This window comes from Acinetobacter sp. FDAARGOS_724, assembly GCF_013364475.1.
Taxonomy (GTDB): domain Bacteria; phylum Pseudomonadota; class Gammaproteobacteria; order Pseudomonadales; family Moraxellaceae; genus Acinetobacter; species Acinetobacter variabilis.
The window spans coordinates 2,039,388-2,053,924 of record NZ_CP054908.1 but is presented as its reverse complement, the minus strand read 5'-3'; the positions used below and the strand labels follow the sequence as shown (position 1 = coordinate 2,053,924).

Here is a 14,537-nt window from a genome sequence, read left to right as displayed (position 1 = left end):
AAAATGCAGTTTTCTTGCTCACTTTTCCCGAGACAATGGTATTATACGCGCCACGAAAGCTATGTGCTGCAAACTCCTCGCTACTTTTTCACAACAAATACAGTCTTGCCTAATGCGCTCTAAAACTTATTGCGTATCTAGCAGATTTTTTTGTTTTGATTTTGGTCAGTAACAAAACTTTAACTATTGTTACGCTTATTTTTCGACCAAATCGTCGAGATGTGGCAAGCTACAAGCTCAATGTAATGACCAAGTTTTAGAACTCCAGTTTTAGGATCTAAAATGGAGTTCATTTCAATTTCTAGACCACTTTTATATATCGCTTTACCCAAGTGATATTTGATTTTTCGGATTAATTCGCATGAATAGCAAATCTCCTATTTTTACTGCACAATCTGATGTCGCTCTTCGTATTCACGTAGATCGCGCAGTTCGCCACTACTTTGCACAACTGCAAGGCGAGCAACCTTCTCAGGTGTACGACATGGTGCTGGCAGAAATGGAGAAGCCTTTATTATCTGTCGTTCTAGAATATACGCGTGGTAATCAGACACGCGCTGCCGAGATTCTCGGACTAAACCGCGGTACTTTACGCAAAAAGTTAAAAGCTCACGGTTTAATGAGTGAATAAATGATAAAATGCTTGCGGCTACCGCAGGCATTTTTTTTTGACTGTTAATTAGCTATTTAGATTTAATCTGTTCCTTGGTAACTGTGACGAAGATCATGACTATTAAACGCGCTTTAATCTCTGTTTCCGATAAAACCGGTATTGTGGAATTTGCACAAGACCTTGCTGCTCTTGGGGTAGAAATTTTATCTACAGGTGGTACATACAAATTGTTGAAAGACAATAATGTCGCTGTAGTAGAAGTTTCGGAGCACACTGGTTTCCCAGAGATGATGGAGGGCCGTGTAAAAACACTACATCCGAAAATTCATGGTGGCATTTTGGCTCGTCGTGGTCTAGACGAAGCTGTGATGGCTGAACACAACATCGATGCGATCGATCTTGTCGTTGTTAACCTGTATCCATTTGCTGCAACTGTAGCGAAACCAAACTGTTCACTGGCTGATGCGATTGAAAATATCGACATCGGTGGTCCAACAATGGTTCGTGCTGCTGCGAAAAACCACGCATCTGTTGGTATCGTGGTAAATGCTGCTGACTATACGACTGTGATTGCTGAGCTTAAAGCTGAGGGTGCTTTATCTTATGCAACGCGTTTTGACCTTGCTGTTAAAGCATTCGAACACACTGCTCAATATGACGGTATGATCGCATCTTACCTAGGCGCTCGCGTAGGTAAAGAAGAAGGTCAGGCAGATAAATTTGCGCGTACTTTCAATACTCAATTAAACAAAGCTCAAGACTTACGTTACGGTGAAAACCCGCACCAGTCTGCTGCGTTCTATGTTGACCCTGCTGCGAAAGAAGCTTCTGTTGCGACTGCTAAGCAGTTACAAGGTAAAGAACTCTCATATAACAACATCGCGGATACTGATGCTGCACTTGAATGCGTTAAATCATTCGCGAAACCTGCTTGTGTGATCGTAAAACACGCGAACCCATGTGGTGTTGCAGTATCTCTAGACGGCATCAAAGCCGCTTATGATCTTGCTTATGCAACTGACCCAGAATCTGCATTTGGCGGCATCATTGCGTTCAACCGTGAATTAGACGTTGCAACTGCGCAAGCAATTGTGGATCGTCAATTCGTTGAAGTGATCATTGCACCAAGTATCGCTGACGGCGTACTTGAAGTGACTGACGCGAAGAAAAACGTACGTGTACTCGTATGTGGCGAACTTCCAGCGATTAATGAACGTGCTCCACAGCTTGACTACAAACGTGTAAACGGTGGTTTACTGGTTCAAGATCAAGACTTGGGCATGATCACGAAAGATGACCTTAAAGTAGTGACTAAGCGTGCTCCAACTGAACAAGAAATCGATGACATGATCTTTGCTTGGAAAGTTGCGAAATACGTGAAATCAAACGCGATTGTTTATGCGAAAAACCGTCAAACTATTGGTGTGGGCGCAGGTCAAATGAGCCGTGTAAACTCAGCTCGTATTGCTGCGATCAAAGCTGAACACGCTGGTTTAGTGGTTGAAGGTGCAGTTATGGCATCTGATGCCTTTTTCCCATTCCGTGACGGTATCGACAACGCGGCTAAAGCCGGCATCAAATGCATTATCCAACCAGGTGGTTCAATGCGTGACGAAGAAACAATTGCTGCAGCGGATGAAGCTGGTATTGCAATGGTATTCACTGGCATGCGTCATTTCCGCCACTAATTTTTAAGTATTAAATTCCAGACCCTCCTTTTCGTAAGGAGGGTTTGTTACATCAGTAGATTATTTAATATCTTGCTATAAGATGTTAAAAGATTTTTAAACCTCATTGGGTTTGTGGAATTTCATTTTCGAGGGAATTTTCTAAAGATGAACATTTTAGTTTTAGGTAGTGGCGGCCGTGAACATGCGCTTGCATGGAAAATCGCACAAGACGATCAAGTGGCAAAAGTATTTGTTGCACCGGGCAATGCAGGCACCGCAACTGAAAATAAATGTGAAAATGTCGCTTTGGACATTCTCGACAATCCTGCCATCATTGATTTTGCGAAAAATAATGCAGTTGAAATGATTATTGTGGGTCCTGAAGCACCGCTTGTGAATGGTGTGGTTGATGCTTGTCGCGAAGCAGGCGTGAAAATTTGGGGTCCAACTCAATTTGCTGCTCAGCTGGAAGGCTCTAAAGCATTCGCTAAGCACTTCTTAAAACGCCATAACATTCCAACAGCTTTCTACGATGTATTTACCGAAGTAGATGCAGCGAAAGCCTTTGTAGAGAAAAATGGTGCACCAATCGTGATCAAAGCGGATGGTCTTGCAGCAGGTAAAGGTGTAATTGTTGCCATGACCAATCAAGAAGCATTTGATGCGATTGATGACATGCTGGCTGGCAACAAATTTGGCGATGCCGGTTCTCGCGTAGTCATTGAAGAATTCCTTGCTGGTGAAGAAGCCTCTTTCATTTGTATGATTGATGGTGACAACATCCTGCCAATGGCGACATCTCAAGATCATAAACGTATTTTTGAAGGCGACCAAGGTCCAAATACTGGCGGTATGGGTGCTTACTCTCCTGCGCCTGTTGTAACAGCTGACGTTTTTGAAAAAACCATGAATGAAGTGATGCGTCCTACCGTTGAAGGTATGAAAAAAGACGGTCACGTTTATACAGGTTTCTTATACGCAGGCTTGATGATTGACGACAAAGGTCAACCAAAAGTGATCGAGTTTAACTGTCGTTTTGGCGACCCTGAAACTCAACCGATCATGATGCGTTTAAAATCATCTTTAGTTGATTTGGTTGAAGCTGGTATTGCGGGTAACTTACCTGCGGAAGCAGAGTGGGATGAGCGTAAAACTGTGGGTATCGTTTTAGCATCTAAAGGCTACCCTGAAACTTCAAGCAATGGCGATGTGATTTCAGGTCTAGATACTGAGATGACTGATGCCAAAGTATTCCATGCAGGCACCAAAGCCAATGAAAATGGTGATATTGTCACTGCTGGCGGTCGTGTACTTTGTGTGACTGCTTTGGGTAATACCATTGGTGAAGCACAAGCGAAAGCATTAGAGCTTTGTGAAAAAGTAACATTCGACGGCGTTCAATACCGTAAAGATATTGGTTACCGTGCAATTGCGCGTGAAAATGCTTAATCTATATTTAGATTAAATAAAAACCCCGCTGAATGCGGGGTTTTTATTATTTGCTGTATATACGCTTAATATATGTAGCTACTTTTTCAATTTCAGGAAAAATTGTAGCTTCAGTAATACCTAAAATTTCAAGCTGTCCAATAATTCTTGCTTTATCACTATGAGGAATAATAATTTTTTTATCTTTTGTCAAAATTAGACTATCACTTAATTTTGCTGGTTTATCTTTCTTAAAATTATCAATACCAAATAAGAAAAATGCACTATCTTGTCTAATCACACGTTGATTATCCATTCTAGGCTTAACACATAAAACACTAGAAAGAACATCTGGTTCTATACGTGGCTCGAAATGAGGTTTTTCGCTTTGTATTTCATAGACTAATTTTTTAATTGATTGCTGAGTATTAAATTCCTCACACATTTCATCAAAGCCATCGTCAAGAAAAAATAAACTGGTATCTATACTTTTAGGTATCTGAAAATTACATGGGATGCGACTTAGATTAGATAAAATACTCACTGTGTCACTATCGTAATATTTGATCGATGATTTTGGTACTTTAAAAATGATAAGCTCAGCATCATTTTTTGACTTAGATTGACATGCAAAATATAAAGCAATTAATGGGTTTGTTGTTATATCTAATAATCTCGTAGGCAATGAGTAATGTTGCATTTTGACTAGAAATTCAAATGTAGTCTTGCAATGTTCAAAATCCTGTGGGCATCTAAGCAACAGTTCTTTAAAAATAATATGCTCATTTTTTATGATGTCATTACGGTAAATATACGGTTCAAGCTTATAGCTCTTATTTGAATGCCCCCTAAAAAAGATTGCATGGTCATTTGATATCAAATCATATTCATTTAATTTTTTTAAAATTTCTGCAATCCCTAATTGCTGTTTTGGCATATAAATCTCAATAAAAAAAATATTTTTAATCGTGTAATTTTATAATATAGACGAGCTATCTACTTTTTAGAATTAAATTTTCTATGAATATTAAAATTAAAACCCCTCGCCTAATCTTTCGCCAATGGCAAGACTCCGACACTGCCCCATTTATCCAAATGTGTGCAAATGACGAAGTTATGCGATATTTTCCTAAAAAGCTCGACGCAACAGAAGCAACAGCCTTTCTAGAACGTATCCGCTCAGACATTGAAAAACGTGGTTGGGGCTTATTTGCTGTAGAACTCAAAGCGACTGGCGAATTTATTGGCTTTATAGGTTTACACGTTCATCCGCCTGAGTTTGAACTAGCCGATGCCCCTGAAATTGGTTGGCGATTATTACCTCAATATTGGCATCAAGGCTATGCGACCGAAGGCGCAAAAGCAGTTCTTAAATATGCCTTTAGAAATCTAAGATTAGACAAAGTCATTTCATTTACAGCATGTATGAATACGCCATCAGAACGTGTCATGCAAAGCATTGGCTTAGAAAAGGTAGGAGAATTTGATCATCCGCTTGTCCCTGCCGATCATACCTTGTGTAGACACGTACTCTATGAAAAACAGCGTTCGGATTATATGCATATTCCCTTCTGTTAAAACATTCTTGCAGTCATGAACTAAGAAAACCAAGATCAGATCCTGCATCGCCTATTGAACATGAAGGAAAGATTTATCTCGTTAAGATAGAATTTTCTTAATTTCCCAAGAATCAGATATTTTTTTATGTTTATCTATATGCATTTTTATGCTTAATATCAGCAAAAATATTATAAAGCTCACTATTTAATCAAATATAATATTAAAATCAATTAAAGTAAAAATAATATATTGTAATTACTAATATTTTTTCAAAACTACTATTCATTTAATCAGATAAGCAACCACTTTTTATTCACTATATCGAATAAATAATAATTGCTATGATTGCGCCCATTCAGAGTACCAAATTTGACTATATCTTTTATAAAATCTCTATTTACTCTCTCCAAATAGAAAACCGATATAGTGGTTTGGTGAACTCTGACCCGATCGAATTAACGTGAACTGTTGCAGTACATTTGCATTTTCCCTGCCGGAGCCACATGCGACATCGATCTAGGGTCAGATGAAAGTGTAATAAAACTCCACTTTAACATGACCTTAAAATGCATATACTTTAGGCAACACGAGAATTAGGACATCTTTATGAAAAAGCTACTTGGCGTTTTACTCAGTGCATCTGTATTAACACTAACTGCATGCGGAAAACAAGAAGCGCCTGCAACGGACGCAGCACAAAACAAAGACTCAGGTGAACTTCAAACAGTTACTATGGCATCCACTGGTTCAGATGCTGACGTATGGCGCTACATTTCAACTTTGCCTGAAACTAAACAAGCCGGCATCAAACTTGATGTGAAAAACTTCACTGATTATGTTGCGATGAACACTGCGGTTGCCAACAAAGAAATTGATGTTAACGCATTCCAATCTTATGCCTATATGGTGGCTTATAACGACGCCAATACTCAAAAGATCGCTCCACTTTCTACGACTTATCTTGAGCCAATGGGGATTTACTCAAGCAAAGTGAAAAAAGTTGAAGAGTTTAAGCAAGGTGCGACAATTGCTATTCCTAACGATGGCGCGAATGAATCACGTGCATTGTTACTTTTACAATCTGCGGGTCTGGTAAAACTTAAACCAAACTTTGACCTGGTAAAAGGTACGCCTGCTGACATCACTGAAAATGCGAAACAGATTGTCATCAAGCCAATTCAAATGGCGACTGCAGTCCGTGTGAAAGATGAAGTAGATGCGATTGTTCTAGGTAATACTTTGGCAATGGAAGGTGGTCTGAACGTATTGAAAGATGCGATCTATTACGAAGCGATTGATCAAAGTACTAAAATGAATGTTAACATTTTAGCTGTCGCTGCTGACCGTCAAAATGATCCTGTACTTCAAAAAGTTGGCCAGTTGTATCATACTCCTGCTGTGAAAGCCTATGTTGATGAACACTTCGGTGGTACTAAAGTTGCTGTAAATAAACCAGTGACTTATTTAACCGAAGAAAAGTAATACAATAATCAATATTCAGAACAGGCAAGATTTCTTGCCTGTTTTTTTATTCGTGATGCAGTATTTGACACTATGATTGAATTTAAAGACATCTCCAAACAGTATGAGCTCAAGGGTCAAACCTTACGTGCCTTGAATCGGATTAATTTACAGATTCCAACCGGCAGTATCTTTGGCATTATTGGCTATAGTGGTGCCGGTAAAAGTACCCTGATCCGCCTAATTAATCTGCTTGAACGCCCTACTTCTGGTCAGGTGATTATCAATGGCACGGACTTTACTGCTTTGGATGCCAAATCATTGCGTCAGGAACGTACCCAGATCGGCATGATTTTCCAGCATTTTAACTTAATGCAGACTAAAACAGTGGCTGCCAATATCGAAATGCCAATGAAATTGCTTGGCTGGAGTAAAGCTGAACGGGAAAAACGTCTCGAAGAACTGCTGGATTTTATTGATTTAAAACATAAGCGTCATGCTTTCCCGGATGAACTGTCTGGTGGTCAGAAACAGCGTGTTGGTATCGCTCGTGCCCTAGCGAATCATCCAAAAATTTTGCTCTGTGACGAAGCGACTTCTGCTCTTGATCCGCAAACCACCAAGTCTGTACTGCAACTTCTGAAACGTATTAATCAGGAACAAGGCATTACCATTGTCATGGTCACCCATGAAATGGATGTGATCGAAACTGTGTGTGATTATGTTGCAGTCATGGAAAAAGGTGATGTGATTGAGACCGGTTCTACCCTGCAGATCTTTAGTCAGCCGCAGCATCCAACGACGAAAAACTTCATTCAAACTGTACTCCAGCAGAACTTGCCAGTAAATATTCTGGCGAATCTGGAAAATCAGAATCATCACAGTATTTATTGTTTAAAATTCCTGGGCAGCTCAGCGCAGGAAACCGTGATTCAGGGTGTGATCAAACAGTTTGATATCAGCTTGAATATCCTGTTTGCCAATATGACAGAAATTAATGGGTCAGTGATTGGCCAGATGTTTATTCAGCTCTTAGGCGATCCAGCGCAAATCACAGCAGCGATGCAATATCTGAGAGATAACGGCGTACAAGTAGATCAGGCAGGAGTACAAGAATGAGAGACTTAATTGTACAGTGGTTGACCACTATTACTGCGCCATTCTGGAAAAGCTCGCTATCGATGGATCAGTTTGTTACAGCACTGCAAGAAACCTTCCATATGGTGTTCTTTGCGATGTTGTTTGGCTGTATCTGGGGCTTCATTCAGGCGATCATTTTACTCGTCACTCGTCCAAACGGGATTCTGCCAAACCGTGTGATTTACCATGCTCTAAACCCGATTGTGAATGCACTGCGTTCCCTGCCATTTATTATTTTGCTAATTGCGGTGATTCCACTAACCAAGTTTTTGGTCGGAACATCAATTGGTACTTGGGCAGCGATTGTACCTCTAACTATTTATGTCGGTCCTTATATCGGCCGTCTGGTAGAAACCTCTCTGCTGGAAGTGAATGAAGGCATTATCGAATCTGCTCAGGCGATGGGTGCAACACCAATGCAGATTATCTTTAAGTTTATTCTGCCGGAAGCGCGTAGCTCACTCATTCTTAACCTCACTACTGCAACCATCAGTCTGATTGGTGCAACAGCGATGGCTGGAGCAGTTGGTGCTGGTGGTATTGGTGACTTAGCGATCTCTTATGGTTATCAGCGTTTTGATACCTCTGTCGTGATCATGACTGTAATTGTCTTGTTGATTCTGGTGCAGATTGTACAAAGTGTCGGTGACTGGTTATCTCGACTTCGTTAAGCTAAATTCCTAAGTAAATAAAGCCCTCTTTTTGAAGGTTTTATTCTTGTATAAAAATCTATAACACCATAATAAATCTATTAACTATCGAGGTTGGCGACATGGATGTCGCCCGTTGGCTTATCTTACGTTCACTTTAAAGCAGTGCTTAAAGCTTACTCAGGACATATCAACAAGCTAACAGAAGATTTTTGTTACCTTGCACAGCAGTGCTGCTCATCTTTCAAAAGTAAAGTAAGAGATTTAGTGTACTCGCTTATGAATTATAGAAATCATTTATTTTTGAAATTTCAATTCTTCTGAATTTATGAGCTGTCTATTAAAATTATTACTAAATATTATTTTGCTTTTGATCTTAGGATAACCAACCTTACCTTTAAAAGTTTCCTCTTACTTTTGACGGGGCATGAGAAGCATAGCTTCGCAAGACAAAACCCCTTTGTTGATCTGATGGCACTTCCTTTTGCCACAGATCAACTAGCGACATCCATGTCGCTGGGCTATAGATTTAATTTCCGGGAAATTATCCTTGTTTAAGTAGAATAATCACTCCAAAGCCCACTTTAAATTAAGATCTAAAAGTTCACCATTTCCCCTCAATTTCAAACTGAAACAATAAATCCCGTGCTAAACTATCGAGTGGTTTTTGCAGGGACTCATTTATGCACTTTGTTCATCTTGGTATTCATACAGAATTTTCGATTACTGAATCCATCGTACGTATACCTGACTTGGTCAAAGCTGCTGCGAATGACGAGATGCCAGCACTCGCGCTGACTGATTTATCCAATCTACATGCTGCTGTTAAATTCTATAAAAAATGTTTGGATAAAGGCATCAAACCGATTCTTGGCTCTGAAATTCGTCTGAATGATGCTGAGCATCGGGTTACCCTGCTTTCCATGACCAACAAAGGCTGGCGCAACCTGACCGAACTGGTGTCTGAAGGTTATATCAGCGGCCAGCAACTGGATATTCCTTGCGTACAAAAAGATTGGATCTTGAATCAGCACGATGACATGATCGTATTGCTCGGTATGCAGTCCGATGTCGGCAAAATGCTGATTACTTCAAATCCCGATAAAGCTGAACCGCTACTGCAAGAATGGGTAGAGAAATTTGGAAATCGTGTTTATCTCGCCCTCACCCGCACTGGCCGTGCTAATGAAGATACTTTCATTGAAGAAGCGGTAAAGCTCGCAAAGAAATATAATATTGGTGTAGTTGCACATAATGATGTGCATTTTATTGCACGCGAAGACTTTGAAGCACATGAAGCGCGTGTCTGTATCGCAGATGGTTATGTGCTTGGTGATAATCGCCGTCCTAAAACCTATAGCCCTGAGCAATATTTTAAAAGCTCAATAGAAATGGCGGAACTGTTTAGCGATATTCCAACCGCGATTGAAAACACCTTCCATATCGCAAAACGTTGTAATGTCACCCTACGTTTAGGTTTCAACGATCTACCAGATTATCCAATTCCTGAAGGCCATACTATTGACACCTACTTCGCACATTTATGTGAAGAAGGTTTAGAAGAACGCCTGAACTTCCTGTACCCACCAGAAAAACGTGAAGAAGATTGGCCTATAATCCGTCAGCCTTATGATGAACGTCTGGCCTTTGAGATCAAGATTATTCTGGATATGGGCTTCCCAGGGTACTTCTTGATCGTCATGGACTTCATTCAATGGTCCAAAGGAAATGGCGTACCGGTAGGTCCGGGCCGTGGTTCAGGTGCGGGTTCCCTCGTAGCCTATAGTTTGAAAATTACCGATCTTGATCCTCTGCGCTATGACCTGCTGTTCGAACGTTTCTTGAACCCGGAACGTGTTTCGATGCCCGACTTTGACGTCGATTTCTGTATCGCTGGTCGTGACCGCGTAATTGACTATGTGGCACAGACTTATGGTCGTGATGCGGTATCGCAAATTGCGACTTTCGGTACCATGGCAGCGAAAGGTGCGATTCGAGATGTAGCCCGTGTCCTCGGTAAATCTTATGGTCTGGCTGATCGTATTTCCAAACTGATTCCCACCAAGCCTTTGGGTTTAAGCCTGGAAGAATCATTGGAAGCTGAACCTCAACTGAAAGATATCGTCACCAATCCATCGAATCCAGATTATGACGATGCTTCGGAAATCTGGGAAATGGCATTGAAACTGGAAGGCATTACTCGTAATACCGGTAAACATGCCGGTGGTGTAGTCATTGCCCCTACCAAGCTGACCGACTATTCGGCCGTGATGTGTGATGCTGATGGTACTGCACGCGTTGCCCAGTTCGATAAGGACGATGTCGAAGCTGCCGGTCTAGTGAAATTCGACTTCTTAGGTCTACGTAACCTGACCGTTATTGAAGATGCCATCAAGCACATCAATGCACGCCCAGACGTGACCGAACCGGTGAATATTTCCTATATTCCGCTGGATGACAAGCCAGCCTATAACATCTTCGCGACGGCGAATACCACCGCGGTATTCCAGTTTGAATCCGTCGGCATGAAGAAGATGCTCAAGGAGGCGCGTCCAAGCAAGTTCGAAGAAATTATCGCCTTCGTATCGTTATATCGTCCGGGTCCAATGGATCTGATTCCTGACTTTATCCATCGTATGCATGGTGGCGAGTTTGAATACCTGCATCCATTACTGGAAAAGGTATTAGAGCCGACTTACGGGATCATGGTCTACCAAGAACAGGTAATGCAGTCGGCACAGTTCTGTGCCGGCTATAGCTTGGGTGGTGCGGACTTACTTCGTCGTGCGATGGGTAAGAAAAAACCTGAAGAAATGATCAAGCAGCGTAAGATCTTCATTGAAGGTGCTGCGAAAAAAGATATCGATGAAGCAACGGCGAACCATATCTTCGACTATATGGAAAAATTCGCAGGCTATGGCTTTAACAAATCGCATGCTGCAGCCTATGCACTTGTCGCCTATCAAACAGCTTGGTTGAAAGCGCATTATCCTGCTGAATTCATGTCAGCGGTGATGACCTCGGAAATGCAGAACACTGATAACGTGGTGTTCCTGATTGATGATTGCCGTCATAACGGACTGGAAGTATTACCACCATCGGTGAATATGTCGATTTACCAGTTCCATGCCAGTGATCCAAAAACTATTGTGTATGGTTTAGGTGCGATTAAAGGCGTGGGTGAAGCGGCAATGCAGTCAGTGATTGAATCACGTCAGAAAGAAGGTCCTTATAAAGACCTGTTTGACTTCTGTCACCGTATCGACCTGAAAAAAATCAATAAACGTACGCTCGAAGCCTTGATCCGTGCTGGTGCACTGGATTGCTTGGGCATTGAACGCGCTGATTTAATGGCACAGCTTCCTGAAGCAGTACAGGCTGCAGATCAGGCCCGTCAGAACCGTGAAACCGGGATCATGGATCTATTTGGTGAAGTTGAAGAAGTTCAGCGTAAACCGGCCAAACCGGTGAAACCTTGGTCTGATGAAGTCCGTCTCAAAGGTGAAAAAGATACACTCGGCCTATATCTAACGGGTCACCCAATTGATGTATATCGTAATGAGCTAAAAGCATTCGTACCTTGTCAGATCAATGAATTAACCCCGACCCGCCGTGGTGTAACGACTGTGTTTGCTGGTCTGGTAGTCGATGTCGCTAACTTCCCGAACCGGATGATGGTGACATTAGATGATGGTACGGCACGTATCGAAATCTCCACCAACCATGAACGCTTCCAGCGCTTTAAAGACATCGTTCAGGTTGATAAAGTCGTGGTGATTGAAGGTGAAATTTACGAGCGTGAAGGTTTTGATCGCCCACTCGGTCGTTTGACCAAAGCCTTTAGCCTGAATGAAATCCGTCAGAAACGTGCTAACAGCATCAAGATTACCTTGCAAGCTGAACATTACAGCAAAACCCTCAGCCGTGACTTGCAGCAAATTCTGATGCCATATACCAATGTGGATATGAGCACGCATATTCCAGTGATTCTGTATCTGGATTATGGCTATGCCACAGCTGAACTGCATCTGGGCTTAAGCTGGAAAGTTGCACCACTGGATGATCTTCTCGCCAAGCTGCGTGACTATTTTGGCAAGACCGCGCTCTATATCGAGTATCAGGTGAAGTCTAAAGCTGCACGTGCTGTATCTTATGAAGAAGCTAAGCCAGTTGAGGTTCCGCCTCCGCCTGCTGACATGAGCATGGACGATGCCTTGGCACAATATGAAGCTGAATCTCAGCTGCAGTATTCATAAATCTCCCATTTTAATATATCCAAACTGGAATCATCATGAGTCAAATTGACAATGCTGCTGTTTCAGCACATCTCTCCCATGTGCGTATTGTCATGGTTAATACCACCCTGCCTGCCAATATTGGTAGTGCCTTACGTGCCATGAAAACCATGGGCCTGTGCAAACTGGTCTTGGTTGCACCAAAAACCTACCCGCATCCAGATATTGATGCGCTGGCTGCAGGTGCAACCGATCTGATCGAACAGATTGAAATCGTAGAAACGCTAGAAGAAGCCATTAAAGATTGCCAGATCGTCTTTGGTACCAGTGCGCGTAGTCGCACTATTCCATGGCCTTTACTAGATGTCCGTCCAGCGGCAGAAAAAGCACTTTCTGCTGTGGTGCAAGAAAAACAGGAAATTGCGATTCTGTTTGGCCGTGAAGACCGTGGTCTGACCAATGAAGAACTGGCGATGGCGAATTATCACTTAACTATTCCTGTGAATACGGATTACGGCGTATTGAATGTCGCTCAAGCCATTCAGGTGATCTGCTATGAGTTACGTATGGCTGCACTGGATCAGGTTGAACACCCACGTGATCCAAAAGCCACCATGCAAGTCATTGATGGCATTGAAATGGAGTGGGATGAACCGCTGGTGACCCATGAACAGATGGAACAGTTCTACCCGCATCTGGAAAAAATGCTGGCAGAAATTGAATTTATGGACCCAAAAAACCCACGATTACTTCCTTTACGCTTGCGTCGCCTTTTCGGACGTATACAATTAGATCGTATGGAATATCACTTACTTCGTGGTATTTTCACTCGTGTTCAGGCACTGAATAACGGCACCTGGAAAAAATCTTCCCATACATCACAACAGGATGAGGATCAAAACTAATGCTAAAACAGCTCAAAGAAGATATCCAAGCTGTCTTTGCGCGCGATCCTGCAGCACGCAATACCTTAGAAGTCTTAACCACCTACCCTGGCATCCATGCACTAATTATGCATCGCATGGCACATGAGCTATGGAAAAAAGACTGTAAAGGTACAGCGCGTGTTTTGTCCTCTTTTAGCCGTTTTACAACAGGTATCGAAATTCATCCGGGCGCCAAGATTGGTAAACGTTTTTTCATTGATCACGGCATGGGCGTTGTGATTGGTGAAACTGCGGAAATTGGCGATGATGTCACCCTGTATCATGGTGTGACTTTAGGTGGTACAACCTGGAATAAAGGCAAACGTCACCCGACTCTGGAAGATGGCGTTGTTGTTGGTGCAGGTGCCAAAATCCTGGGTCCATTCACGGTAGGTAAAAATGCCAAGGTCGGTTCCAATGCTGTGGTTACCAAAGCAGTTCCGCCGAATACCACAGCGGTTGGCAACCCAGCGCGCTTTATCACCAAAGATCAGCCAAAAGATGATGCTGAAGCACGTCGTCGTGATTATGCCGAAAGTATTGGCTTCCAGCCATATGCAACCACACAAGACCAGTCTGATCCGATTATTGAAGGCATGCGTGTTCTACTTGACCGTATTCAACAAAATGAAAAACGCATGAATACGCTGTGCAACCGCCTGTCTTTGCTTGACCCGACTTTCAAGAAAAACCAGTTAAATGAACAGCCATTTAGCAAAGAAGAACTTAAAATTCTGGAAGATGCGCGCCGTGAGTGCGAAGCACAAACCAGTCAGTCCAAGGCCTGACTGTAAATCGTAATTCTTTTGTAACACGCATTTGCTTGCATGATCGCAGCACTTTTCATAGACTGA

11 protein-coding genes are annotated in these 14,537 nt (G+C 42.1%); 10 read left to right on the top strand and 1 reads right to left on the bottom strand.

The features are described 5' to 3' along the window. Positions 1-361: 361 nt before the first annotated feature. The 3 genes from fis to purD all read left to right on the top strand — a co-directional run bounded on the left by fis (position 362) and on the right by purD (position 3,732). On the top strand, positions 362-631 hold the full coding sequence (gene fis / locus FOC32_RS11000) for a DNA-binding transcriptional regulator Fis (RefSeq protein ID WP_001086304.1): 270 nt from the start codon (positions 362-364) through the stop codon (positions 629-631). A 95-nt stretch (positions 632-726) separates the two neighbouring features. Further along, positions 727-2,301 (top strand): bifunctional phosphoribosylaminoimidazolecarboxamide formyltransferase/IMP cyclohydrolase, encoded by a 1,575-nt coding sequence (gene purH, locus FOC32_RS10995; protein ID WP_175967426.1) that lies wholly within the window; start codon positions 727-729, stop codon positions 2,299-2,301. 147 nt (positions 2,302-2,448) lie between these two features. Continuing rightward, the gene (gene purD / locus FOC32_RS10990; protein ID WP_175967424.1) at positions 2,449-3,732 is read left to right on the top strand and encodes a phosphoribosylamine--glycine ligase; all 1,284 of its coding nucleotides are present in this window, start codon (positions 2,449-2,451) and stop codon (positions 3,730-3,732) included. Positions 3,733-3,778: 46 nt separating this feature from the next. On the opposite strand, the gene FOC32_RS10985 is transcribed toward purD, so the two are convergent. Continuing rightward, positions 3,779-4,648, bottom strand: a complete 870-nt coding sequence (locus tag FOC32_RS10985) for an FRG domain-containing protein (protein ID WP_175967422.1) — start codon at positions 4,646-4,648, stop codon at positions 3,779-3,781. 83 nt (positions 4,649-4,731) lie between these two features. Here FOC32_RS10985 and FOC32_RS10980 point away from each other — a divergent pair, with 83 nt between their 5' ends. The 7 genes from FOC32_RS10980 to cysE all read left to right on the top strand — a co-directional run bounded on the left by FOC32_RS10980 (position 4,732) and on the right by cysE (position 14,471). Beyond that, positions 4,732-5,289 carry a GNAT family N-acetyltransferase gene (locus FOC32_RS10980; RefSeq protein ID WP_175967420.1) on the top strand — a complete coding sequence of 186 codons (558 nt, stop codon included), beginning with the start codon at positions 4,732-4,734 and terminating at the stop codon, positions 5,287-5,289. 588 nt (positions 5,290-5,877) lie between these two features. Next, a complete protein-coding gene (locus FOC32_RS10975) occupies positions 5,878-6,753 on the top strand; it encodes a MetQ/NlpA family ABC transporter substrate-binding protein (protein WP_005235248.1) in 876 nt (291 codons plus the stop codon). Positions 6,754-6,825: 72 nt separating this feature from the next. Next, entirely contained in the window at positions 6,826-7,851 is a 1,026-nt protein-coding gene (locus tag FOC32_RS10970) for a methionine ABC transporter ATP-binding protein (protein WP_034170305.1), read from the top strand. Then, entirely contained in the window at positions 7,848-8,543 is a 696-nt protein-coding gene (locus tag FOC32_RS10965) for a methionine ABC transporter permease (RefSeq protein WP_004786199.1), read from the top strand. Before FOC32_RS10970 ends, FOC32_RS10965 begins: the two co-directional genes overlap by 4 nt. A gap of 662 nt (positions 8,544-9,205) precedes the next feature. Beyond that, positions 9,206-12,778 carry a DNA polymerase III subunit alpha gene (dnaE, locus tag FOC32_RS10960; protein WP_175967418.1) on the top strand — a complete coding sequence of 1,191 codons (3,573 nt, stop codon included), beginning with the start codon at positions 9,206-9,208 and terminating at the stop codon, positions 12,776-12,778. A gap of 35 nt (positions 12,779-12,813) precedes the next feature. After that, complete coding sequence (locus FOC32_RS10955) at positions 12,814-13,662, top strand: RNA methyltransferase (RefSeq protein ID WP_034703830.1); 849 nt, start codon at positions 12,814-12,816, stop codon at positions 13,660-13,662. Then, a complete protein-coding gene (gene cysE / locus FOC32_RS10950; protein WP_175967416.1) occupies positions 13,662-14,471 on the top strand; it encodes a serine O-acetyltransferase in 810 nt (269 codons plus the stop codon). Before FOC32_RS10955 ends, cysE begins: the two co-directional genes overlap by 1 nt. Positions 14,472-14,537 lie beyond the last annotated feature (66 nt).

Bases quoted from the DNA above. Each gene is read 5' to 3' on its own strand.
- fis (WP_001086304.1), top strand. From the start codon at position 362: ATGAATAGCAAATCTCCTATTTTTACTGCACAATCTGATGTCGCTCTT.
- purH (WP_175967426.1), top strand. From the start codon at position 727: ATGACTATTAAACGCGCTTTAATCTCTGTTTCCGATAAAACCGGTATT.
- purD (WP_175967424.1), top strand. From the start codon at position 2,449: ATGAACATTTTAGTTTTAGGTAGTGGCGGCCGTGAACATGCGCTTGCA.
- FOC32_RS10985 (WP_175967422.1), bottom strand. From the start codon at position 4,648: ATGCCAAAACAGCAATTAGGGATTGCAGAAATTTTAAAAAAATTAAAT.
- FOC32_RS10980 (WP_175967420.1), top strand. From the start codon at position 4,732: ATGAATATTAAAATTAAAACCCCTCGCCTAATCTTTCGCCAATGGCAA.
- FOC32_RS10975 (WP_005235248.1), top strand. From the start codon at position 5,878: ATGAAAAAGCTACTTGGCGTTTTACTCAGTGCATCTGTATTAACACTA.
- FOC32_RS10970 (WP_034170305.1), top strand. From the start codon at position 6,826: ATGATTGAATTTAAAGACATCTCCAAACAGTATGAGCTCAAGGGTCAA.
- FOC32_RS10965 (WP_004786199.1), top strand. From the start codon at position 7,848: ATGAGAGACTTAATTGTACAGTGGTTGACCACTATTACTGCGCCATTC.
- dnaE (WP_175967418.1), top strand. From the start codon at position 9,206: ATGCACTTTGTTCATCTTGGTATTCATACAGAATTTTCGATTACTGAA.
- FOC32_RS10955 (WP_034703830.1), top strand. From the start codon at position 12,814: ATGAGTCAAATTGACAATGCTGCTGTTTCAGCACATCTCTCCCATGTG.
- cysE (WP_175967416.1), top strand. From the start codon at position 13,662: ATGCTAAAACAGCTCAAAGAAGATATCCAAGCTGTCTTTGCGCGCGAT.